Here is a 23,378-nt window from a genome sequence, read left to right on the forward strand (position 1 = left end):
ATGCGCGCGTTTGATGTTGAGATGTCGCGCCGGGGGTTTGCCTCGGCGCTCGCCGCGGGCGCCCTGTCGCTTGCGCTCGCGGGCTGTGGCGGCGGAGCCGCCGGTGCCGGGTCCGCCGCAGGCTCGGCTGCCGGGTCTGCTGCGGGCAGTTCTGCTGCCGAGCCGGTCGAGGTGCACGTCGCCTCGCTCAAGGGTCCGACGTCGATGGGTCTGGTGCAGTTTATGGACCGGGCGGCCGATGGTGAGACGGACAACGAGTTCGACTTTGCGATCAGCACTGCAGCCGATGAGATCGTGCCCAAGGTGATTCAGGGCGATGTCGATATCGCCCTGGTGCCTGCCAACGTGGCGAGCGTGCTCTACAACAAGACCGAGGGTGCGGTGCAGGTCATCGACATCAACACGCTGGGCGTGCTGAACGTTGTGACGGGCGACGCGAGTGTGGCCTCGTTTGGCGATCTGGCGGGTCGCACCGTCTACATGACGGGCAAGGGCACCACGCCAGAGTACGTCATGAACTACCTGCTGGAGCGCGCAGGCCTGACCGGCCAGGTGACGCTCGAGTTTAAGAGCGAGCCCACCGAGGTGCTGTCGGCCCTGCTTGCCGACCCGTCCGCCGTGGGCGTGCTGCCGGAGCCGTTCAAGACCGCTGCCATCGCCAAGAGCGAAGGCAGGCTGTCGGCTCCGGTAAGCCTGACCGATGTGTGGGACGAGTTGGCAGGTGACACGGGTTCGCGCCTGCTGACGGGCGTGACCGTGGTGCGCCGCGCGTTTGCCGAGGAACATCCCGAGGCTGTGGCGGAGTTCTTGAGCTGCCATGCGGCGAGCGTTAAGGCTGTCAATGCGGCGCCGGCAGACTGGGCGCAGGCCGTGGTCGATGCCGGCATCGTGGACAACGCCAAGATCGCCGAGAAGGCGATTCCCGGGTGCATGCTCGTGTGCCAGACGGGCAAGGATACGAAGGCGGCACTTAGTGGGTATCTGCAGGTGCTGTCCGACGCGGACGCGAGCGCCGTGGGTGGTAAACTTCCGGCTGACGATTTCTACTACATGGAGTAGCCCGTGCGTGCGTTTGCTCGACAAATGACAGAGCGTATGAAGGCGGTGGCGGCAGCAGGTGCCGTCGCCGCCTTTTGGCTTGCCGTGTGGGTCTTCGCGGCGGTGCTGGTGGCGCAGCCACTGATCTTGCCGGGGCCGGGTGCTGTTGCCGTGGCGCTGCTGCGCCTGGTGTGCGATGGCGGTACCTGGGCGATTTTGGTGGGCTCGGGCGCGCGGATACTGGGCGGGCTGGCGCTTGCCGCGGTGTGTGGTGGCGTGCTTGCCGGGATTTCGTCACGGTTGCGGGCGTTTGCGCGCCTGGTGGCTCCGGCACTTTCGTTTGTTAAGGCGACGCCGGTTGCCTGCGTGGTGGTCCTGCTGCTTATTTGGTTGGGATCGGCGCGCGTGAGCATCGCCGCGGTCTTTTTGATGGCGCTGCCGGGCGTGTATTTTTCGCTGGCCGAGGGCTTGGCACAGGTGAATAAACCGCTGGAGCAGATGTTCCGTCTGCATGGCGTGCGCGGCTGGCGCCTGTTTTGCGCCCATACCTGGCGCGAAGTCCTGCCGTTTGTGCTTTCGTGCGCCCGCGCCGTGATCGGCATGAGCTGGAAGGCCGGCGTGGCAGCCGAGCTGATCGGCATGGCGGTGGGCACCGTGGGCGAGCGCATCTATCAGGCAAAGCTTTTGATTGAGACGGCTGATTTGCTGGCGTGGACCGTGCTGGTCGTTGCCGCCTCGTGGGCGTGTGAGCGCGTGCTGGTGTGGCTGCTGCGGGTTTCGGGACCCGTGGCGTGGCGCGCGGCCGTGCGGGCGCATGGGCATGGACTGCGCGGGCGTGCGGGGGCTGCGAGCGATGGCACTGCAGCGGAGCTTGCGCTTGCCGTGGGCGATCGTGCGCCCTGGGCGCCGGCGCTGGATGGTCTGGTGCTCAACGTGCCTGCGGGTGGGCGTGTCTGCGTGATGGGCGCTTCGGGGATGGGCAAGTCGACGCTGCTTTCGTTGGCAGCGGGGGAGTGCGCGCCGTGCTCGATGGTGTTTCAGGATGCACGCTTGGTAGAGGGCAGCTCGGCTTTGGATAACGTGCTGGTGTGTGCCGATGCGCGCGTGGATGCTTCGAACGCTACGACCTTGCTGCGCCGGTTGGTGCCGGGAATCGACGTGCATGTTCGCGTGGCTGAGCTTTCGGGCGGGCAGCGCCGTCGTGTCGAGATCGCTCGAGCCCTGCTGTGTGGCGGCTGTGCCGTCATTCTGGATGAGCCCTTTACCGGCCTGGACGCCGCCGCGCGCGATGCGACGGCCGAGGCCGTGCTAGACCTGCTCGACGGTCGCACGCTCTTGCTCGCCACGCACGATGTCGTCGACGTTCAGGCCCTCGATATCTCGGACATCATCACGCTCTAAATACTAACTGAGCAACAAAATGATTCGTTTTCCTCCGTCCCCATGGGGTCGGGTGTGGTATTCTATCTGCGGGGTAATACTTAGGGATACCAAGTAATACCAACGCCGCAGAAACAAACTCCGGATGCGGGCCAATCGGGTTGCCTTCACAGCCCGTCGCCCAGCCGCGTGGCCCGCATCTATCCGCACTACCGTCGTTTCAAAAAGGAAGCGCCATGGCAGAACACATGACCCCCGTAGTCGCGAAGGTCTTGCCCGAGGAGAAGGCAGCCTTCGCGGCGGCAACCCAGCTCGTGGGCACCACGCCGTCCAACGCCATCCGCATGTTTATCGCCGCGTTCAATCGCTGCGGCACCTTCCCGTTCGACATCTCGCCCAGCGGGGCCTTTGGCAAAGAGTGTCCCCAACAGCTAGTCGTTGAAGAACGTCCCCAATGACTAGTCGTCGGGAGGAGGTTGGCATGCTCAATGCGATGATTTGGGCGCTTGCCTGTTTTGGCGTCGTCGCTGCCGATATTGCCCTGAGCGTCGTTTTGTTTTCCGCCCTTGGCGTCGCATCGGTGTTCATGGGTTTTTCGATCGATGACCTCGACATTCAATTGCTTCAGGCCGTCGCGCAGACAGCATCGTTTTTGATGGCGCTGCTGTGGTGGCGTTATCTGTGGCCGCGTTCGTTTATGGCACGCCGGCAAAGCGAGCACCCGCTCGGCGGGGGAGCGCGTGGGGCGTGGAAACGCATCGCCTGCGTTATCGTGATCGGCCTGGCCCTGCAGGTGGTTGTTGGCTACGTGACCGACGCCGCGCTGTCGTTGTTGCCCGATGCCGCGGCCGACTACAGCGAGCTTGTCGAGGAAACAGGCATGGGCGACACCAGCTATCTCGCCGTCCTGACCACGGTGCTCGGCGCCCCGTTTTGTGAAGAGCTGCTGGTGCGCGGCATTATTTTTGAGTTTTCGCTCCGAGCGTTTAATCCGCAGTGCCGCCCACTTTGGAAGCGCCGGCGTCGTGCGAGCGCGCAGGACGGCGCCATGGTGCCCTGGGCGGCCCCAAGCACGTGGGGTATCGCCGCGGCGATTGTGCTGCAGGCGGCAATCTTCGGTTTTATGCACATGAATTGGGTGCAGGGTTGCTACGCGGGTGCCGCCGGCCTCATCTTTGGTTGGGTGCTCGTGACGACCGGAAAGCTCCGCTACACGATCCTGCTGCACTTTGCCTTTAATGCCGGGTCGTATCTCATGACGTTGCTCTGGTTTGTGAACACGCCGCTCGACGTGGCGGTCACGGTTGCCATCGCCGGTTTCGTACTGGTAGAGGCGATGCGCTCGCTGCGCCACGCGTGTGGGATGGACGCAGCGAGCGCACCGCTTCCCTAGTTGCGACGTCCGCCTCCGTTGGCACCCTGACGCCCCTGGGCCGCGCGATTGCGCCCTGCGGTGTTCTGCGCGCGCGACATGCCGCCGTGGCCCTTGCTGCCCTTGGGCCCCTTGCCAGCGCCGCCGCCATGCGGTTTGCCGCCCTTCTTGCCGGTGCCATGCCCACCGCCAGCAGATGTCTCGCCCGGGCGCGGGGGCACGGGGCGAATCAGGCAATGCTTGGTGTAGCCGATCAGGTCGCGACGGCCAGCCTTTTCCAGCGCCTCGCGCACGAGCTTGTAGTTCTCGGGCTTGCGATACTGGATGAGCGCACGCTGCATGGCCTTTTCGTGCGGGTCGCGCGCCACGTAGATCGGCTGCATGGTGCGCGGGTCCACGCCGGTGTAGTACATGCAGGTCGACATGGTGGACGGGGTGGGGTAGAAGTCCTGCACCTGTTCGGGCATGTAACCCATGTCGCGCACGGCCTCGGCAAGGTCCACAGCTTCCTTCATCGTCGAGCCGGGGTGGCTCGAGATCAGGTATGGCACCACATACTGCTTGAGTCCGTATTCGCGGTTCAAGCGTTCAAATTTGCGGCAGAACGCATCGTAGACGGCGCGGCTCGGCTTGCCCATCACGGACAGTACCGCGTCGCTCACGTGCTCGGGCGCTACGCGCAGCTGACCCGAGACATGGTGCTCCAGCAGCTCGCGCAAAAACTCGTCCGAGGCATCGGCCATGGTGTAGTCAAAACGGATGCCGCTGCGGACAAAGACCTTCTTGACGCCCGGCAGCTGGCGCAGGTCGCGCAACAGCTGCGTGTAGCCGCTCTCGTCGACCACCATGTTCTTGCACACACTCGGCCACAGGCAGCGCTTGTTTTTGCACACGCCGTGCTTGAGCTGCTTGTCGCAGGCAGGACGGCTAAAGTTGGCCGTCGGCCCTCCCACGTCGTTGATATAGCCCTTAAACTCGGGGTCGTGCGTGAGCAGCTCGGCCTCGCGCACGATCGAATCGTGGCTGCGCATCTGCAACACGCGACCCTGGTGGAAGGTGAGCGCGCAAAACGAGCACTCACCAAAGCACCCGCGGTTGGAGCTAATGGAAAACTTGATTTCGGCAAAGGCCGGCACGCCGCCCGCTGCGTCGTAATCGGGATGCCAATCGCGTGCGTAGGGGAGCTCGGCCACCTCGTCCATCTCATCGGTGGTGAGCGTCGCCGATGGCGGGTTCTGCACCACATAGACGCTGTTGGGGTAGGGCTCTACCAGGCGGTGTCCGGTGATGGGGTCCATATTCTGCTGCTGCACATTGAAGCTGCGTGCGTAGTTGAGCTTGTCGGCGGTAAGGTCGTCCCAGCTGGGCAGCAGGTCGTAGTCGTAGACCTCGTCGAGCGAACCCGTGCGGTAAACGGTGCCGTTGATATAGGTGATCTGATCGACGGGCAGCCCCGCGTCGAGCGCGTCGGCAATCTCGACAATCGCGTGCTCGCCCATGCCGTAGATGAGGATATCGGCGCCCGAGTCGAGCAGTACCGAGCGCTTGAGCTTGTCCTGCCAGTAGTCGTAGTGGGCCAGGCGGCGCAGGCTCGCCTCGATGCCGCCGATGATGATGGGGGCATCCTTAAACGTCTGACGGATAAGGTTGCCGTAGACCGTGACGGCTCGGTTGGGACGGCGCCCCTCCTCGCCACCGGGGGTATAGGCGTCGGTGTGGCGGCGGTGCTTGGTCACCGAATAGTGGTTGACCATGGAGTCCATGTTACCGGCGCTGACCAAAAAGCCCAGGCGCGGCTCACCGAGCACGCTGATGCTGGCGGGATCAGTCCAGTCGGGCTGGCAGATGATGCCCACCTTGTAACCGTGTGCGTCGAGGACGCGGCTGATGATGGCCATGCCAAAGCTGGGGTGGTCCACGTAGGCGTCGCCGCAGATGTAGACAAAGTCGCACTGGTCCCAGCCGCGCGCATCCATGTCGGCGCGGCTGACGGGGAGGAACTTGTCGCGGCCCGGGCGCCAGGGACGGACAGGCGCTGCTGGGGCATGAGTGGTGTGGCCGCTCTGGGCCTTGCCACCGCGCTTTTGCTGCTGGCCCTGTTTGCCCTGCTGACTGCGCTGGTTGTTCTGAGCGTGCTGAGGCTTTTTTGCCACGATCCCTCCCGGTGTTTGTATGCTGCACGTAATTGTAACCAGTCTTTTTGGGACGGAGCTAAAAAGACTGGTGGAGTACACGAGCTAGCGGATCGGCGTGTCGATGCGGGTGTCGGCGCCGCGCTCGCTGTTTGTTTCCAGACTGTGTATCTGCGCGTTGGAGAACCCGTCTCGCGCGCACGCCATGTTGTCAATGGGTTACAGTATGAACGGCGGCTATGTTTCCGCCAACGCACGAGAGAGTCGTCAACAAGGAGGATGCACGACGATGCAGCGTGCCAAACAGATATCGGAGTCTATTGAGCTGGGCATCATCTTGGCGCTCGCCGGTGGCTTTATGGACGTGTATTCGTACATTGGGCGCGACCATGTTTTCGCCAACGCGCAGACAGGCAACATCCTGCTCGTGGGCGTGAGCATCTCGGAGGGCAACTGGGCACTTGCGGGGCGCTACTTCTTCCCTGTGGTGTCGTTTGCCGTGGGTATTATGCTTGCCGATCTGGTACACGAGCGGTTTGGCAGCGTGATCCACTGGCGTCAGGTGACGGTGTTCTTTGAAGCCGTCATCTTGCTGGGCGTGAGCTTTATCCCGGGCGGCAATTTCAACCTGCTCGCCAACTGCCTCACCTCGTTTGCCTGCGGCATGCAGGTCGAGAGCTTCCGCAAGATCCACGGTCACGGCATCGCTACGACCATGTGCATCGGCAACTTGCGCAACGCGCTGCAAAACGTGGACGATTACATCATCACCCACAGGCGCGGCTTTTTGGAAAACGGCCTGCTGTACTTTGGCGTGATCCTTACCTTTGTGTTTGGCGCCGTGTTGGGCAACTGGTGTATTGAGCGCATGGGCCTGCACGCCATCGTCGTGGCGAGCTTGCTGCTGTTTGTCGCGTTTGCCATCATGTTCATCGACCGCGAGCGCGACTTGCACAGGAAATGGGCCCGCATCATAGCTGACTGGCAGACCGCGAGTCTTAAGCGCTAAGGTGCATGTTCGTAACAACATCCAGGAGCCAGAAAAAACTATCCAGCTCCTGAATGTTGCTACGAACTGCTTTTTGCGATTTATTCGAGATGCTCTTCAATCCGAGCCCTAAGAAGGGCAATGGCTGTAGGTATTCCAATTGCGGCGGCTAATTCGGCTTTATCCAAAACCTGTATGCTAAAGCACGATTGTTTATCACATTGAAGGACGATAACTGAAGATAGTTTCACTTCCCGTTGGCTGAATATATCGTAATCTCCAAATAGGAAGTTACCTTTTATTGTGTAATTCGGTATGTTCGTTACGCACTTCATCTCAAGTCTGTTTAGGCCATAATCAAACACCGCAACTTCCTCGTGTTCGATGATGAGCGCAACCCTGGGCATGTTGCTAAAACCACCGTCGACGACAGTGAAGAGTTTTTCATTTGCATCGTCATAAACGGTATATTTAAGACTCAATAGCTGTCCTAGTGGACCCGTGAACCCATGTTTTTTGATGTTGAGGTTGTCTCCCGCTGGGTTGCTGAGAGCCAGAGTATGCGGATAAGGGTTACCTTCAATTGAGATTTGATATTGGTTTGTAGCCGTCTTGCTCGATTTAGGACCACTAGCCACCATGTGTCATCGCCTCAATCGAATTGGAACCGTCTTCTGCTTCGTGCGGAGAATTACGCTGTGCGTTGCGGTAGATGCAGCTGCAATAACCGCATGGGCAATTTCTAACAAAATGAATGACGTTATTTGCTGCATGCATGTTATTCATTACAAAGTATCTTTTTATAAACGTATTGTCAAACATATATTGCTAAAACAGAAACAATTTATAGACTGAGTCGGTCGTATTCTTTGGGCGATTGCTCCTATAATCTAGCCTTCGCTGCTGTCGGGAGGGAAGGATTAGGGCTCCGTTATTCTGTTGAAACGCTTTAACACTTTTGATGTTCTCACGCGTTTTTTGTTTCAAAAGCGTTAGGATGGGACTTATAGCGCGGGGCGTAATGGGTGCCTCGCACACGATGGGAGGCTATCAATGGCTAATCGTTTCGTTCTCAATACCATCTCTTATCATGGTTCCGGCGCCATCAAGGAGATCCCCGGCGAGCTCCAGCGTCGCGGCTACAAGAAGATCTTCGTCTGCTCCGATCCCGATCTGGTCAAGTTTGGCGTTACCGCCAAGGTGACCGACGAGCTCGACGCCGCTGGCATCGCCTGGAGCCTCTACTCCGAGATCAAGCCCAACCCCACGATTCAGAACGTCAAGGACGGCGTCGAGGCCTTCAAGGCCGCCGAGGCTGACGCTATCGTGACCATCGGTGGCGGCTCCTCCATGGACACCGCTAAGGCCATCGGCATCATCATCAACAACCCCGAGTTTGCCGATGTCCGCAGCCTCGAGGGCGTTGCTCCGACTAAGAACCACGCCGTGTTCACCATCGCTGTGCCGACGACCGCCGGTACCGCTGCTGAGGTGACCATCAACTACGTCATCACCGACCCCGAGAAGGTCCGCAAGTTCGTGTGCGTCGACACCAACGACGCCCCCGAGGTCGCCGTCGTCGACCCCGACATGATGGCTTCCATGCCCGCCGGCCTGACCGCTTCCACTGGCATGGACGCTCTGACCCACGCCATCGAGGGCTACACCACCAAGGGCGCTTGGGAGCTTTCCGACATGTTCCACTTTGAGGCTATCAAGCTGATCAGCGAGAACTTGCGCGACTCCGTCGCCGAGGCCAAGTCCGGTCAGCCCGGCTCCGGCCGCGAGGGCATGGCTCTTGGCCAGTATGTTGCCGGCATGGGCTTCTCCAACGTTGGCCTGGGCATCGACCACGCCATGGCTCACACCCTGTCCGCTCACTACGACACCCCGCACGGCGTCGCCTGCGCCATGCTGCTGCCGATTGCCATGGAGTTCAACAAGCCGGTTTGCGCCGAGCGCCTGGCCAAGGTCGCCGTCGCCATGGGCGTTGACACCACGGGCATGAGCACCGACGAGGCCGCCGATGCTGCCATCGCCGCCGTCAAGCAGCTTTCCGCCGACGTGAACATCCCGCACGTCTGCGAGGCCATGAAGGCTGACGAGATTGAGGTCCTGGCCAAGGACGCCATGGCCGACGCCTGCTTCCCGGGCAACCCGCGCGAGGCGACGCTCGACGACGTCATCGAGCTCTTCAAGAAGATCTGCCCGGCTGCCTAGCCTCGTTTGGTGTTCTTTCGCCTGTAGGCGTGCGGTCGCTTTTTGACTTGCCGCTGGCCCCGCCGCGCTACGCGCGGCGGGGCTTTTTGTGCTGCGTCGATGTCCCGAAACGGGCAAAACCAAGGCATACTGCCCGCTGCGGATAGGTGGTGCACTTCCCAGCGTGCATTTTTGGGAGTATTCAGCAGGCTCTGAAAAATGCATAACGTTTTGAATGGCCCGTAGTGGCCCGCAGGCGCCCATCGACAGCCATTGTGGGCGGGCTATCGATGAGTGGAGGGGGCTGTCGCCGCGTTTTTGGTTTGCGACGACCTGCAACACTGCTGTAACCGCGTCGTTTTGTCGTTCGCGATGGGGTCGTTGGGGCCCACGGTGCTGAATACTCCGTTTTTTGCACGGCCCAAGGTGGGGTACCCTGAGACGAAGCAAAAAGATTCCTCATTTCTATGCAGATACCGATAGGATTTATGCAAGATTGGGATTGTAAGCCGTGCGCGTGCGTAAAATCGGCGGGAGGACGTCTGGAGGTGGCTCGGCTCCCAGAGCCTTGCGCGTGTAGAACGGTTAAAATCGGGACTCGGTCTTAGTTTTGCTTGGAAGGATGCACATGGCTTCTGTAATCGATGCTTCTCTAGAGGAGACGCTCTCCTATATCGCGGGACAGCTTAAGACGCTGACTTCTATCGCTTCGCCGACGGGCTATACCCGTGCGGCGACTGATTATCTGATGGAAACGTTGCGCGATATGGGCTTTGGGCCCGAGCGTTCTAACAAGGGCAATGTGCTCGTTGAACTTGGTGGCGAGGGCGAGCCGCTTGTATTGGCGAGCCATGTCGACACCCTGGGCGCCATGGTGCGTTCCATTAAGGACAATGGTCGTCTGCGCCCCACGACCCTCGGCGGGCATCAGTGGTCTACGGCCGATGGCGAGAACTGCACCGTTTATACGCGCGATGGCAATGTGTACACGGGCGTGGTTCTCAACACCGAGCCTTCGGCGCATGTGGCCGATGAGCCGGTCAAGACCATCGAGAAGAACATGGAAATCCTGCTCGACGAGAACGTTGACAGCAAGGATGACGTGCTTGAGCTGGGCATTCAGACGGGCGACATCATCGCTATGGATCCGCGCACCACGGTGACGGAGAGCGGCTACATCAAGAGTCGCTTCCTTGACGACAAGCTGTCCGCGTCGATTCTGCTGGGTTTGGCCCGCGCCGTCGCCGACGACGAGGTGACGCTTTCGCGCAAGGTATCGCTGCTCTTTACGGTGTACGAGGAGGTCGGCCACGGCGGTGCCTTTGTGCCGGCCGACACGCGCGAGATGATCAGCGTGGACATGGGCTGCGTGGGCGACGACCTGGGCTGCACCGAGCGCATGGTTTCGATTTGCGCCAAGGATTCGGGCGGTCCGTACAACTACGACCTGGTAACCACGCTGTCCAACATCGCGCGCGAGCTGGAGCTCGATTACGCCATCGATGTGTACCCGCACTATGGCTCCGACGTCGAGGCCACGCTCTCGGCCGGCTACGACATTCGCCATGGTCTGATCGGCCCCGGCGTGTACGCGAGCCACAACTACGAGCGCAGCCACATCGACGGCGTGCGCAATACCTACGAGCTGGTTCGCGCCTACGTTCAGCGCTAGGGGAGTAGCTTGCGACTCGGCTGACCATCGCTAAGGCCCGATTTCTCGGGCCTTTTTTCGCTTTGGGTTGTTTAGTATTATGATGTATATAATGTATTAACTAAACGTTTAAATTACTTAACGAGGTGATGCGGTGTATGGATACGTCTGAGTACTTGTCTATGGGTGATGCTGCCCGCCTGCTGGGCGTTACGAAAGCCCGCATATCTCAACTTGCCTCATCGGGAACGCTCGCGTGCGATATTGTGGGCGGACGGAAGATGGTCGAGTACAATTCCGCGGTCGCTTATCAAAAGGTCCGCAAACGTGGACGCCGTCCTGCGGCCGATGTGGGGCGCAAGTTTACGCTGATGTCCGCCGACCATGAGGTCGCGCATGTCTCATTTGATCCGACGCGTGAGTTTCCCTTCGAAATCGCCGAGGTCCTCGATGCGCAGAGGATGCCGTTTGGCACGTGCTCGAGCTCTTCTCCTACGGTGAATAAACGGGAGCTCAACGTGTGGTGGAGCCATCGGTCGGTGCCTGACGTCCGCCCTGGGCTTATCTCGCGTTACCGCGAGCTGGGGATTGTCAACGGCGTTGAGGTGCCGGTTCAGTGCCTGGGCCTCTCGCTTTCGGATTGCTATTGGCTGCGGCCGGCCGATTGCGCCGAACTCAAATGGCAAAACATCAATTACTTTGAGAACGAATTTGAGCGATCGGCGCCCGAAGAGCGTTCGGGTTGGCTGGAAGGCATCGGTCTTAAAAATCCGGATAACACGTCCGAGGGCGAGCTTCCTAAATCGTGGATGATCCGAAACGGCATTCGCGTTTTGGCTAAAGGGCGCGGGATGGACGATCAGCGTCCCTTTAACGAGGCGGTTGCAACGGCTCTACATCGTCGCTTGCTGTCAGTGGGCGAATTTGTTCCTTATACGGTTGAGCGGATGTTCGATGGCCCTGTGTGTCTGTGCGACGACTTTCTTGATGGCCGCGAGGAATACGTTCCGGCTGTTTACGTTAAGAACGCCCTTGGCGGCCAGCGAGGAAGCTCGACATACGATCGATACTGTCGCTACCTTGGCAAGCATGGTGCCGATGAGGCCGCTGTGAGAAGGTCTATGTCGCAGATGATTGTCTGCGATGCCCTTTTGGCCAACAGCGACCGCCATTGGCGAAACTTCGGCATCATCCGTAATGTTGACACCCTGGAGATAAAACCTGCTCCGCTGTTCGATAGCGGCAACTGCCTGTGGTACAACGTACCAACTGCCGTGCTCGCAGCTGGGGAGTTTGGGTTTTCCGCTAAGCCGTTTGGGCCCGACCCTTCCGTCCAGCTGGCGCTTGCGGACTCACTCGATTGGTTCGATTCATCGCGGCTCAACGGATTTGTTGATGAGGCGATCGAGATTCTTTCGCAGAGCGAATGGGCGACGGCGGAGGGTCGACTCGAGGCCATTTGCCGCGGCCTCGAGCGTCGCGTAATCGAGGTTAGTGCCGCTGTTGAGGTGCTTCGACACGTGCAGCGATAAACCTGCGGCTACTTAAGTGCGCCGGTCACCGTGCCGCCGCCCAGGACGATGTTGCCGCGATAGACTACAACGGCTTGGCCGGGGGCGATGGCTCGTTGCGGCTCGTCAAAAGTTAGCAGCATTTGCCCGTCTTCGTCACGCGTAAGGGTCGCTGCCTGGTCTTTCTGACGGTAGCGGTACTTGGCACCTACGCGAATGCCGCCGGCATCCAGCTCGGCCTCCATGCGTGCGTCCGGCGCGCTCCAGATCCACTCATCGGCCGTGAGGGCAGCGGCGGTCAGGTCCTCGGCCTCGCCCAGATGCACGGTGTTGTTGGCGGCGTCGACGCCCGTTACATACACGGGATGCGCCATCGCGACGCCCAGGCCCTTGCGCTGGCCGATGGTGTAGCGCAGCGCGCCGTTGTGGCGTCCGACCACGCCGCCATCGCGCCATACGATGTCGCCCGGTGCAGCGGGATGTCCGCAGCGGCGCTCGATATAGCCCGCGTAGTCACCGTCTGGAATAAAGCAGATATCCTCGCTTTCGGCCTTCTTGGCGTTGGTAAAGCCCTGCTCGGCGGCAATGCGGCGCACGTCGCGCTCTTTGTCTAGGCCCGCCAGCGGAAAGATCGTGTGCGCCAGGCGCTCCTGCGTAAGCGAATACAAAAAGTAGCTTTGGTCCTTTTTGGGATCTTCGCCGCGATGTAGCCGCCAGGTGCCGTCTGCCGCCTGGCTTGTTTTGGCGTAATGTCCCGTGGCGATGTAGTCGCAGCCCATATCCATCGCCGCATCGAGCAGCGCGCCAAACTTAATGTGGCGGTTGCAGATAATGCACGGATTGGGCGTCAGCCCCTCCTGGTAGGCGTTCACAAAGCGCTCGATAACGTTGCGGTCGAAGGTCTGCTGCAGGTCGAGCACATGATGGGGGATCCCCAGACGCTCGGCGACGGCCTTTGCATCGGCGATGTCGCGGTCGACCTTACTCATGCCCGTGGCGGGGTTGGGTACGGGGCAGGTGAGGCGCATGGTGGCGCCGACGCATTCGTAGCCCTGGCTTTTGAGCAGGTACGCGGTCACGCTGGAATCGACGCCGCCGCTCATGGCGACGAGCACGCGCTTGTTGTGCATGGGGAGGTTCTCCTTGGTGGCATGTGGCCAAAAAAGAAAAGCGGCGCGGGAGGCTGGTTCCGCGCCGCAGACATTGTAGCAAGTTCGGACGTCTCGTGGGACACCCTAACGAGATGGGCTCGGGCAGCCAGAAGAGAGGGTAGACCGGCGTGCCATGGGCCTATCGACAAGTGACGGGCCCTTAGTCCTGGAAGAGCGCCGTGGACAGGTAGCGCTCGCCGGTGTCGGCAAGCAGGGCCACGATGGTCTTGCCCTCGTTCTCGGGGCGCTTGGCCAGCTGCAGCGCGGCCCACACGGCGGCGCCGGACGAAATGCCCACGAGCACGCCCTCCTTGTGGCCCACGGCGCGGCCGGTCGCAAAGGCGTCGTCGTTCTCGACGGGGATGATCTCGTCATAGACCTGGGTGTCGAGGACGTCGGGCACAAAGCCGGCACCGATGCCCTGGATCTTGTGCGGGCCGGCCTGGCCCTTGGAGAGCACCGGGGAGGTGGCGGGCTCGACGGCGACGACCTTAATCTCGGGGTTCTGCTCCTTGAGGAACTCGCCCACGCCGGTCACGGTGCCACCGGTGCCAACTCCGGCGACGAAGATGTCGATCTTGCCGTCGGTGTCGTCCCAGATCTCGGGGCCGGTCGTGGCCTTGTGAATGGCGGGGTTGGCGGGGTTCACAAACTGGCCGGCGATGATGCTGTTGTGAGTCTCCTTCTGCAGCTCCTCGGCCTTGGCGATGGCGCCCTTCATGCCCTTGGAGCCGTCGGTGAGCACGAGCTGCGCACCGTATGCCTGCATCAGCTTGCGGCGCTCGACGGACATGGTTTCGGGCATGGTGATGATCACCTTGTAGCCGCGGGCGGCCGCCACCGAGGCGATGCCGACGCCGGTGTTGCCGCTCGTGGGCTCGATGATGGTGTAGTCGCCGCCGCGCACGAGCTTGCCAGCCTTCTCGGCCTCGTCAATCATGTTCTTGGCGACGCGGTCTTTAACGGATCCGGCGGGGTTGAAGTATTCCAGTTTGACGAGCACGCGAGCCTTGAGGTCCTCGTCGGCCTCAAAGTGAGTGAGCTCCAGAAGCGGGGTGTGGCCGATAAGCTGATCGATGGACGTGTAAACCTTGCTCATGGTGAACCTCCAAAGTGTTCAAGTTGCTGGTTGCCGTGTGGTTTCACGGTGCGTGTAGCAGCTAAACCCATAAACCTTATAGGTTGTTCGTTTAGCTGTTGGCAAGCATAGTAGACACTAAAGCCTAGTAATGCAATAGGAAATAGAAGATTATTACGAGTCGATTAACCATCTTGACCGGAACGGGTATTTTCAAACCCAATTTTTCGGCTAGAATTTCAACGGACTAAAAGACCGAAAGGCAGCACTATATATGTTGGTTTCTACTAAGGGCAGGTACGCCCTGCGCGTTATGGTTGACCTGGCCGAGCACCAGGCGGCCGGTCGCATCCCACTCAAAGAGATCGCGGCGCGACAGGGGATTTCCGAGAAATATCTCGAGAACATCTTGGCTACGCTCGTGCGCGCCAACATGCTTTCGGGCATGCGTGGCAAGGGCGGCGGCTATGTGCTCACGCGCCCGCCCGAGCAGTACACGGTGGGCGAGATCCTGCGCCTGACCGAGGGCAGCCTGGCGCCGGTCGCCTGTCTGGATGGCGACTGCAAGGGTTGCTCGCGATCTGATGAGTGCCCCACGCTCGACGTGTGGAAGAACCTGGACAAGCTCATCAACGATTACCTCGACGGTGTGACGCTCGACCAGCTCGTCGCCCCCAGCGAAGGCTACGACTACGTCATCTAACCCACACCTGCCATTTGGGGACGGGGTGGAAATGGTAGATTTTCTTGCCCTCTGAGGATTGACAAATAAGAAGGCCGCCCATTTTTGCGATGGGCGGCCTTCGTTTTGGGCTGTTGAGACGGACACGGTCGGAATGGGCGTTTTAGTCCTCGGCAAGACTATCGAGGATGCTGCGCATGATGGACACTAGGATGCTGCCCATAAAGGCCGAGCCAAAGCCGGCGATGGAGATGCCGACGCCCAACAGGTTGACCGACAGGTAGCTGGCGAGCTCCAGCATAAAGCTGTTGAGCACGAGCTGGAAAATGCCGAGCGTAATGATCGTGAGCGGCAGCGAGATGACCGTGAGGAACGGTTTGACGAACGAATCGACGATGTTGAGGAACAGTCCCACAAAGGCAAAGCAGACCCAGGCCTCGGCAAAACCGAAGGGTTGGATACCGGGGACGAGGAACGTGGCGATCGCGATGGCGATCGAGGTGAAGAGCCAGTTAAGCATAAAGCGCATGGCGTGAATCCTTTCTTGCGCCGGGGTTGCTGGCGTCGCGTGAAGCGGCTTGCGGCGGCGACTTGGATGGTTGCGCGGGCGCGCCGCGGTGTTTGGGCGCCCATTGTCTCAAATAATCGTGGAGCTTACGTGCGCATTCGGTTTCTAAACGGCGTTCGTCCTGAAAAACGTGCCGCTGACAGAGAGTCTTGTCGCTTTAGTTTGGTGGTGTGCTACACTGCTACGGGCAAATAGCCCATGCATAGTTTTATTGCATATTACGGGCGAACGATGCCCGATGTCAGTATCAACTTCGATGCCTTATGGCGGGTTTGGCGGTGATCGATGAATATCGAGAACATGTTTGACAAGCCTGATGTCAAGCAGCTGGTCCACGCATTTAGTCTTTTGGATGACGAGAACGATATCCAGGCGTTTTTAACCGATATCTGCACGCCGCGCGAGATTTGCGATCTTTCTCAGCGCCTGCAGGTCGCGCGCTATCTGGATGAGGGCGAGCCCTATGTTGAGGTTCAGGCCCGCACCGGCGCTTCGTCCACCACGGTGAGCCGCGTTTCAAAGGCGCTGAACGGCGAGTACGGTGGCTACCGCAAGATCCTCATCAAACTGGAGGATGGCGAGTAGGCCAGCGGCAAAAACGAATTTCGCAGAACCGTTCCTTCGGGGGCGGTTTTTTGATCCCTTGGGGACGGAGGAAAACGGATCGTCGGGTTAGACTGACCCCCTCGGTGATCCGTTTTCCTCCGTCCCCAAGGGATCAAATCTGTTGGCGCGGGGCAAATCTGTCCGCATGGGCGGGTAGGATGGATGCATTGATTATTGCGAACGGTTTGAGTGGAGGACCATGCCTGTTCGAATCTATACCACCAATACCGGTACGGACTTGAGCGATGCCGAGGCGGCGTTGCTCGCCGACCTGGTTGCCCGCCACGGGCGTGTCGTTTTGCTGGCGCCCTCGTTTGCCGAGCTCGACCTGTGCCGTCACGATGCTGCGGTTGCTGGCGCCTCGCTGGGTGTTGACTACAAAACCCCCGCGTCGTGGCTTCGTTCGCTGTGGGAGCTTATGGGCGATGGCCGCAGCTTCGTCGACAACATGCAGCGCCAGATGCTGTTCTCGGACATGATCGCTCGTCGTGACGATGCCGACCTGCAGCCGCTTTCGCGCAGTCAGGGCACGGTGCGCATGCTCGCGCGCATGGCCCGCGATGTGCTGCCGGGCGTAGCGGGAACGGGTGCCGAGCGCTGCTGCGGCGACGTTTGCCAGCCCGATCCCAAGAGCGACGCCGAGGCTCGCGTGTTCGAGCTGTTGAGTGCCTATGCGGGCGGCTTGGACCGTCGAGGCATGGTCGAGCCCTGCGAAGCCGCCGATATGATGGCAGAAGCCCTGGCGAACAACCTTCCGGCGTGCGCCCGCGCGGTATGTGTGCGCGGCGTCACGTCGTTTACGCACGGCCTGCTCGAGTTGCTGTCCGCCGTGGCAAACAACGGGGGAGAGGTCGTTGTGCTGCTTGCCCGCGAGCAGGCGGCAATGCGCGAGGACCTGGCTGCTGCCTTTGATGCCCGCGGTGTGCTGTTTGAGGCCGCGCCGCTGGGGGAGGGTGCCGCCGCGCCCCAGACTGCCTTCAAGTCCGCCGCTCAGCCTGCCTTTATAGAGGTTGCCGGCCCTCACGCCCGTGCCCACGCCTATGTGGATGCAATCGATGAGCTGGTAAAAACGTGTGAGGACGCCGCGGTCGACGGCGGTGTCGCGGCGTCCGCGGACGCCGTGCGCGTGCTCGTGGTGTCTGCCCGGGCGCCCCAGCTGTTCGGTGAACTCGCTGCCCGTTTGGCGGCGCGTCACATTGCTGCTGAGACAATCGAGTTCACGGCGTTTTCCCAATCCATCGCGGGCAGGCAGTTCACGGCGCTCGCCAATCTGATCGAGCGCATGAAGGCCGCCGACGAGGGCACCGCCTCCAAGACCGAGTGGTGGCCCGCGCCGGAGCTTACCGACTGGATTTACAGTCCGCTTTCGGGTGCCGACGCCGCCAGCGCGCGCACCTTCGACAAGAACATGCGCCTGTCGCGCGGCAAGACCGCCATGGCCGTCAAAAGCCTGCTGCAGAGCGTGCGGGGCCAGGTCAGGGGCACGCGCAAGGCCGCCAGCGATGAGAACTGGTTTAAGAACGTGCCGTGCGTGGTCTCGGACGTGTTCCAAGCGCTGTGGCGCGACAAACCCGTGACGGCGCTCAAGGCAATGCTCGCCGTCGCCGAGGCGTTGCCCGATCGCGCCCTTGGAGGCTTTGACGGTCAGGCTCGTCGCCAGGCGGAGACCGCCCTACTGCGACATGCCATCGACATCCTTATGAACGACGCCCGCGCGCTCGACGTGTCGCAGGCCGCGACCGTGCCCGTGCTCGACGGCGTTCGTACCAAGGTGGACAAGCGCAGCGCCGCATACGATTACGAGACCTACGAGGTCGACCGCACGCCGCGCGCCCAGGTGCGCTTTGCGTCGCTTGCCGATGCGGCAGCCCTGCGCCCCGCCAGCTACGATGCCGTGCTGTTTGCCGACGTCGACCTGGACAGTTATCCGCTCTCACATGAGGAGGGCCCGCTGGCCACGCTGACGGCAGAGTTGGATCGCAACGGTGTGACGCTTGAGCCCGCGGCCCTGCTGCGTGTGCGCTTTGGCCGCGCGATGCAGGCCGCGCGCGGTCCGGTTGTGCTTGCCCGCGTGACCCACGATCGCCAGGCGCACGAGTGCTATCCGGCTGCCGTGTGGACCGAGTTGCGGGCGCACGCCGAGGCCACTGGCGCTGTCAAACCCACGCGCGTGGGCGAGGGCGGTATCGTCGCCGATTTTGATCCAGCGGCCGGCGAGGGCATCGAGTGCAAGCGCGTCGCGTGCGAGGCTCCTCAGCATTTGAGTGAGGCGGCTGTGCCGTACCTGGTCCTGCGCCGCCGCGATGGCGAGGACGAGAACGCGCCGCTCGTGCCGCGCCTGACGTCCGCCTCGCAGATTGAGGCGTACTCGACATGCCCGCTGTGCTGGTTCGTGTCGTATCGCGTGAAGCCCCAGTCCATCGACGCGGGCTTTGGAAATATGGAGAAGGGCAACTTTGTCCACGATGTGCTGGAGCACCTGCATGCCCGCCTGCCCCAGGAGGGCATGGAGCGCGTGACGCCCGAGAATCTGTCGCGCGCTCAGGAGCTGCTGCACGAGGTCTTTGACGAGACGTTGGCCGAGCACGCCGGCAAGCGAGGCACGGAGGGCCCGCTGGTGCCGCTCTCTGCGGTAGAGGAGCGCCAGGTGGCCGAGATCTTGCCGCAGCTGGAGGGCGTGCTTGCCTACGAGTCCGAGGCACTTGCCCCCTTTGCCCCGCGCTACCTGGAGTTCGCCTTCAACGAGCTCAAGGTCGAGTATGCCGGTTGGCCGCTTGGCGGGCGCATCGACCGCGTGGACGTGGACGCCGAGAATCGTGCCGTGGTGATCGACTACAAGCATCGCACGGGCGTTGAGGAGTTTAAGCTCGCCGACCCCACGGTGCGCGACGAGGAATCGGGTACGGCGCCCATCGACGATCCGCGCTGGTTGCCGCCCCATACCCAAACGCTCATCTACGCGCAGGCCATGCGCCGGGCGCTGGATTTGGACACCCGCGCGGCGCTCTACTTTTCGACCAAGGGCGGCAAGCCGGCGCTGCGAGGCGCCGCGAGTGCCGAGCTGCTCGAGGAAGAGCGCGGCGACGGTCGCATCCCGGGCCTTAAGAAGGGCTTTCCGGGCGAGGGCGGCAGCATGGACTTCGACGCCCTGCTCGATCGTGTGGAGGCCGGCATCGCCGAGCGCCTGCGCGAGCTCGAGGCGGGCAACGTTGCCGCCGTCGACCCGATGTCGGCTCAGGCCGCGCATGCGCGCTGCTCGTATAACCACGAAGGAACGTTTGTAAGGAGGGACGTGTAGACCATGGATCTTTCGACTTTGATGCCGCAACAGCTGCGGATCGTCAAAACGCTCGACCGTCCGCTGTTTGTCTCGGCGGGCGCCGGTTCGGGCAAGACCTTTACCCTTACGCGCCGCATCGTCTACGCGCTCTCGCCCGAGTCTGGTCCGTTCGTTGAGCATCTGGACCAGGTGCTCGCCATTACCTTTACCAAAGATGCCGCGGCCGAGATCCGTGACCGCGTGCGCCGCGCGCTCATCGACGAGGGCATGGACGAGGAGGCCCTGACCGTCGACGATGCGTGGATCTCGACCATTCACGGCATGTGTTCGCGCATCCTGCGCGCGCATGCGCTGGAGCTGGGCATCGACCCCGAGTTCACGGTGCTCACCGATACCGACGAGCTTATGGACCAGGCTGTTGAGCATGTGCTGGCCCGCGCGACGGCGCCCGATGCCGCCCCCGAGCTCGCGGCATCGCTCAAGGCCCTCTACGCCTGGTATCCCATGGCGGGCGAGGGCGGCCCCTTTGGCGCCGGCACCACCATCAAGGGCCTGGTGCGCGAGCTGCTGGAGCTGTCGAGCCAGCTGCCGGGCGGTATGGACGACGTGCGCGTGGCGCGCGGCCAGGCCGATACCTCGGCACTCGCCGATGCCTATCGATCGGCGTTGGGTGCAAGCAAGGCGGCGACCGAGAAGGCGCAGGTTGCACTCGACGCCATCGATGCGTTCGAGGCGAGCGGCAAGACCATGGCCGATGCGGCGCGGCTCATGATGTCGTGCACCATGCCGCGCGCGAGCAAGGCGTTCCCCAAGGAGCAGGTCGAGCTGCTCAAGGCCGAGGCTGCCGATGCATTTATCAATATCGCGCTGGCCTGCGGTGGTCCCGCGCTCGATGCGCTGGTGGGCTTGGCCCGCTCTGTAGAGGCCGAGTATCGCGCGCTGAAGGCCGGCCAGTCTGCCCTCGACAACAACGACCTGCTGCGCATGGCCTACGAGGCCCTGCGCGATTACCCGGCCATTCGCGCTGCGTACGAGGGCCGCTTTAAGATGGTCATGATCGATGAGTTTCAGGATACCGACCAGATGCAGGTCGATCTGATCCGCTACCTGACGGGTGCGGGGGAGCGCGCGCTGTGTACCGTGGGCGATGCGCAGCAGTCGATCTATCGCTTCCGCGGCGCCGAGGTCGAGGTCTTCCGTCGCCAGGAGCGCAAAGTGGGATCGACGGCGGCGTCCGAGACGGTTGCCACGCTGGATGTCCCCACCGGCGAGCTCGTCAAGCTCGTGCGCAACTTCCGCAGTCACGACGAGGTACTGCGTTACGTGGCACGCGTTTTCGACGGCGATGACGGCGGCCTGATGCAGGGCTTTTTGGATCTTGAGGCGAGCGACGGCCGCAAGGACACGCTGGTGGCAGATGCCTCGCGTCGCCAGGCCCTCTTTGTTGCCGGCGGCAGCACGCAGGAGCGCACACAGGCCAAGGCCCGTGCAATCGCGGAGCGATTCCGCGCGCTTGCCGATGCCGGCCAGCCCCAGGGCGGCATGGTGCTGCTGCTGGGTCGCATGACCAACGCAGACGTCTACGCACAGGCCTTCCGCGACCAGGGGCTCGACTGCGTCATCGCGGGCGGCTCGGTCTTTGCCCAAGCCGCCGAGGTGCAGACGGTGCGCGCCCTGGTTTGTGCGCTCGCCAATCCGGCCGATACGGCGCAGGGCCTTATGCCGCTGCTGGCCTCGCCGATGTTTGCGCTCGGCGCCCAGGAGTTCCTAGCGCTGGCGACCAAGCTCGACGAGCAGACGGGGGAGACCTCGCGCAGGAATATCGACGTGGGCATCATGAGCGATTCCGATGTGCCGGGCCTGCAAGACCTGCCGCTCGTGACGCGCGCCCGCGAGGTACTGCGGTATGCGCTTCGTCGCGTGGGCCGCGATTCGTTCGCAGCCATCGCGCGCGACGTGGTCAACGCCTCCGGCTGGTTTGTGCGTCTGGCACAGCGTGGTCCCGAGGGCAAGGCCATTGCCGCCAACGTGCTCAAGGCGCTCGACGCTGTGGCCGAGGCGGAGGCCGAGTTCGGCAACTCGCCGCGTTCCATCGCGCTTGCCTTCGATCGCTTCCTAGCGGGCAAGGAAGCCCCGGGTGCCCTCAACGAGGAGGGCGACGGCGCAGTGCGCATCATGACGGTGCACGCATCCAAGGGCCTGGAATATCCGGTCGTGGCGGTCGCCGAGTGCTTTGGCGTGCGCAAATCGTCCGGTGCGGCTCAGATGGGGCGTGTCGAGGGCGGGGCGCAGGTTGTGGCACTGCCTGCACGCTTCGACGGCGTTAAGCTCGCCGACGGAACCTTTGTGAAGGGCGACGACGTTAAAAAGCAGTTTGAGCATGCGTTTAAGGGCAAGGGCACGTCGCTATGGCTGCCGCCGGAGCTCATGGAGGACGTCTGCGCGACGGGTTCTCCCGCTGAGGCATTTGCTCGCCTGCGCAACGACGACCTGCAGCTTTCGCTCGAAGAGCGGGCTCGTTTGCTCTATGTCGCCATGACGCGTGCGCGCGAGCTGGTGATCTTGGCGATGGATGCCGGCGTGAGCCGTGGCAAGGTGACGGCGCCGACCTTCGACGTCGAGACCGATCTGACCTACGACGTGCTGCGCCGTATTCTGCCTACCGACGCTCTGGACATGCCGCAGCTCGATGCCGACCGCCTGGTGTTCGACAACTCCCAGCCGGGCGACTACGAGCTCATTTCGCTCGCGGACTTTACCTTTGGCGAGCAGGCGTTTGAGGCCAACGCTTCGCTGGATGCCGAGGGCAGGCTTGTCCGCGGCGATGCGGAGCCGGAGGGCGCCGGTGCAGATGCCCGCGCCGCCGTTCCCGGTCCTGCCGACCCTGAGCCCGATGCGTTTGAGCTCGTGTATCCCCAGGCGGTGGGCGTGCGAATGGGCATCTGCCCGTATCCGGCGCGCGATTCGTACAGCTACTCGTCAATTGCAGCGGCGCTGCATGCCGAGTCCGAGGACCGTGCTGCCGAGACGCACGTGCCCATGGACGAGGCCGGCGATGATGCGGAGTCGGATGGTTCCGAGATGACGGATGCAGACGTGGCCGCCGTTGAGCCCGCCGGCAACCCCATGGCGCTGGGCTCGGCGTTCCATGCCGCCTGCCAGTGGCTGATCGAGATGGGTGCCGATGCGCTGCCCGCCGCGCGTGCCGATGCACTGGCGCGTCTGTGGTGCCTGACGCCGGAGCAGCGCGAACGCTTCGACGTTGCTCTGGACCGCTGGCTCAAGTCGGCCGTTCGTGCCGACCTGCTCGCGTGGCCGTGCGTTCGCGCCGAGGTGCCGTTCTTTTCGCTGGGCTGCGAGGACGAGGACATCGCTCGCTACGGTGCATATGCCGAGGGCGCCATCGACGCTTTGGCGACGAACCCGGCCGATCCGTCACGCGCGCTGGTCATCGACTACAAGACGGGCGGCACGCCGGATGAGACGCCGGAACAGTTGCAGGAGAAGCACGTCCTGCAGGCGCGCGTCTACGCTGATGTTCTACACAAGGCGGGCTTTGAGGCCGTGACCGTCAAGTTCGTCCGCGTGGAACAGGCCGATCCGACTCTCTTCGTCAATCCCGCCGAGCCCCAAGTAGTCACCTACAATCTCTAGCCCTCAGATAACTTGCGGTGGAATAGTTCCTGTATTGCGGCCCAGATGGCCCAAGCGGGAACTATTTCACCGCAACTGCAAGAGGAGC

The 23,378-nt window shown here is 62.1% G+C and carries 16 protein-coding genes and 1 pseudogene; 12 read left to right on the forward strand and 5 right to left on the reverse strand.

The window, feature by feature from the left end; translation table 11 throughout:
* The 4 genes from ACEXKH_RS00645 to ACEXKH_RS00660 all read left to right on the forward strand — a co-directional run bounded on the left by ACEXKH_RS00645 (nucleotide 1) and on the right by ACEXKH_RS00660 (nucleotide 3,811).
* Nucleotides 1-1,059: an ABC transporter substrate-binding protein gene (locus ACEXKH_RS00645; RefSeq protein ID WP_373572692.1), complete on the forward strand. Its 1,059-nt coding sequence runs from the start codon at nucleotides 1-3 to the stop codon at nucleotides 1,057-1,059.
* A 3-nt stretch (nucleotides 1,060-1,062) separates the two neighbouring features.
* Nucleotides 1,063-2,439 carry an ATP-binding cassette domain-containing protein gene (locus ACEXKH_RS00650; RefSeq protein ID WP_373572693.1) on the forward strand — a complete coding sequence of 459 codons (1,377 nt, stop codon included), beginning with the start codon at nucleotides 1,063-1,065 and terminating at the stop codon, nucleotides 2,437-2,439.
* Nucleotides 2,440-2,654: 215 nt separating this feature from the next.
* Nucleotides 2,655-2,876: a type II toxin-antitoxin system RelB/DinJ family antitoxin gene (locus ACEXKH_RS00655; protein ID WP_022093947.1), complete on the forward strand. Its 222-nt coding sequence runs from the start codon at nucleotides 2,655-2,657 to the stop codon at nucleotides 2,874-2,876.
* A 23-nt stretch (nucleotides 2,877-2,899) separates the two neighbouring features.
* Complete coding sequence (locus tag ACEXKH_RS00660; RefSeq protein WP_373572694.1) at nucleotides 2,900-3,811, forward strand: CPBP family intramembrane glutamic endopeptidase; 912 nt, start codon at nucleotides 2,900-2,902, stop codon at nucleotides 3,809-3,811.
* On the opposite strand, the gene ACEXKH_RS00665 is transcribed toward ACEXKH_RS00660, so the two are convergent.
* Nucleotides 3,808-5,943 (reverse strand): YgiQ family radical SAM protein, encoded by a 2,136-nt coding sequence (locus tag ACEXKH_RS00665; RefSeq protein ID WP_373572695.1) that lies wholly within the window; start codon nucleotides 5,941-5,943, stop codon nucleotides 3,808-3,810. The genes ACEXKH_RS00660 and ACEXKH_RS00665 overlap by 4 nt on opposite strands.
* Nucleotides 5,944-6,211: 268 nt before the next feature.
* Between ACEXKH_RS00665 and ACEXKH_RS00670 the strand changes: the two genes are divergently transcribed.
* On the forward strand, nucleotides 6,212-6,931 hold the full coding sequence (locus ACEXKH_RS00670) for a YoaK family protein (RefSeq protein WP_373572696.1): 720 nt from the start codon (nucleotides 6,212-6,214) through the stop codon (nucleotides 6,929-6,931).
* A gap of 80 nt (nucleotides 6,932-7,011) precedes the next feature.
* On the opposite strand, the gene ACEXKH_RS00675 is transcribed toward ACEXKH_RS00670, so the two are convergent.
* Complete coding sequence (locus ACEXKH_RS00675) at nucleotides 7,012-7,551, reverse strand: hypothetical protein (protein WP_373572697.1); 540 nt, start codon at nucleotides 7,549-7,551, stop codon at nucleotides 7,012-7,014.
* A gap of 412 nt (nucleotides 7,552-7,963) precedes the next feature.
* On the opposite strand from ACEXKH_RS00675, the gene fucO reads away from it, so the two are divergent.
* The 3 genes from fucO to ACEXKH_RS00690 all read left to right on the forward strand — a co-directional run bounded on the left by fucO (nucleotide 7,964) and on the right by ACEXKH_RS00690 (nucleotide 12,292).
* Complete coding sequence (fucO, locus tag ACEXKH_RS00680) at nucleotides 7,964-9,130, forward strand: lactaldehyde reductase (protein WP_022094861.1); 1,167 nt, start codon at nucleotides 7,964-7,966, stop codon at nucleotides 9,128-9,130.
* A gap of 607 nt (nucleotides 9,131-9,737) precedes the next feature.
* Entirely contained in the window at nucleotides 9,738-10,781 is a 1,044-nt protein-coding gene (locus ACEXKH_RS00685) for a M42 family metallopeptidase (protein WP_373572698.1), read from the forward strand.
* 137 nt (nucleotides 10,782-10,918) lie between these two features.
* Nucleotides 10,919-12,292 carry a hypothetical protein gene (locus tag ACEXKH_RS00690; protein WP_373572699.1) on the forward strand — a complete coding sequence of 458 codons (1,374 nt, stop codon included), beginning with the start codon at nucleotides 10,919-10,921 and terminating at the stop codon, nucleotides 12,290-12,292.
* A gap of 8 nt (nucleotides 12,293-12,300) precedes the next feature.
* Here ACEXKH_RS00690 and mnmA read toward each other — a convergent pair.
* Nucleotides 12,301-13,404: pseudogene (mnmA, locus tag ACEXKH_RS00695) on the reverse strand (tRNA 2-thiouridine(34) synthase MnmA); the annotation flags it as partial.
* 178 nt (nucleotides 13,405-13,582) lie between these two features.
* Nucleotides 13,583-14,521 carry a cysteine synthase A gene (cysK, locus tag ACEXKH_RS00700; RefSeq protein ID WP_373572700.1) on the reverse strand — a complete coding sequence of 313 codons (939 nt, stop codon included), beginning with the start codon at nucleotides 14,519-14,521 and terminating at the stop codon, nucleotides 13,583-13,585.
* Between the two features lie 253 nt (nucleotides 14,522-14,774).
* Here cysK and ACEXKH_RS00705 point away from each other — a divergent pair, with 253 nt between their 5' ends.
* Complete coding sequence (locus ACEXKH_RS00705) at nucleotides 14,775-15,203, forward strand: RrF2 family transcriptional regulator (protein ID WP_346978940.1); 429 nt, start codon at nucleotides 14,775-14,777, stop codon at nucleotides 15,201-15,203.
* Between the two features lie 142 nt (nucleotides 15,204-15,345).
* Here ACEXKH_RS00705 and ACEXKH_RS00710 read toward each other — a convergent pair whose 3' ends face one another.
* Nucleotides 15,346-15,711 (reverse strand): phage holin family protein, encoded by a 366-nt coding sequence (locus tag ACEXKH_RS00710; protein WP_342996892.1) that lies wholly within the window; start codon nucleotides 15,709-15,711, stop codon nucleotides 15,346-15,348.
* Nucleotides 15,712-16,035: 324 nt separating this feature from the next.
* Between ACEXKH_RS00710 and ACEXKH_RS00715 the strand changes: the two genes are divergently transcribed.
* The 3 genes from ACEXKH_RS00715 (at nucleotide 16,036) to ACEXKH_RS00725 (ending at nucleotide 23,290) form a co-directional block, all read left to right on the forward strand.
* Complete coding sequence (locus tag ACEXKH_RS00715) at nucleotides 16,036-16,335, forward strand: YerC/YecD family TrpR-related protein (protein ID WP_006235366.1); 300 nt, start codon at nucleotides 16,036-16,038, stop codon at nucleotides 16,333-16,335.
* Between the two features lie 220 nt (nucleotides 16,336-16,555).
* Nucleotides 16,556-19,654, forward strand: a complete 3,099-nt coding sequence (locus ACEXKH_RS00720; RefSeq protein ID WP_373572701.1) for a PD-(D/E)XK nuclease family protein — start codon at nucleotides 16,556-16,558, stop codon at nucleotides 19,652-19,654.
* 3 nt (nucleotides 19,655-19,657) lie between these two features.
* On the forward strand, nucleotides 19,658-23,290 hold the full coding sequence (locus ACEXKH_RS00725; RefSeq protein WP_373572702.1) for a UvrD-helicase domain-containing protein: 3,633 nt from the start codon (nucleotides 19,658-19,660) through the stop codon (nucleotides 23,288-23,290).
* Nucleotides 23,291-23,378: the final 88 nt, after the last annotated feature.

It is taken from the genome of Collinsella aerofaciens ATCC 25986 (genome assembly GCF_964259375.1).
Classification (GTDB): domain Bacteria; phylum Actinomycetota; class Coriobacteriia; order Coriobacteriales; family Coriobacteriaceae; genus Collinsella; species Collinsella aerofaciens_BO.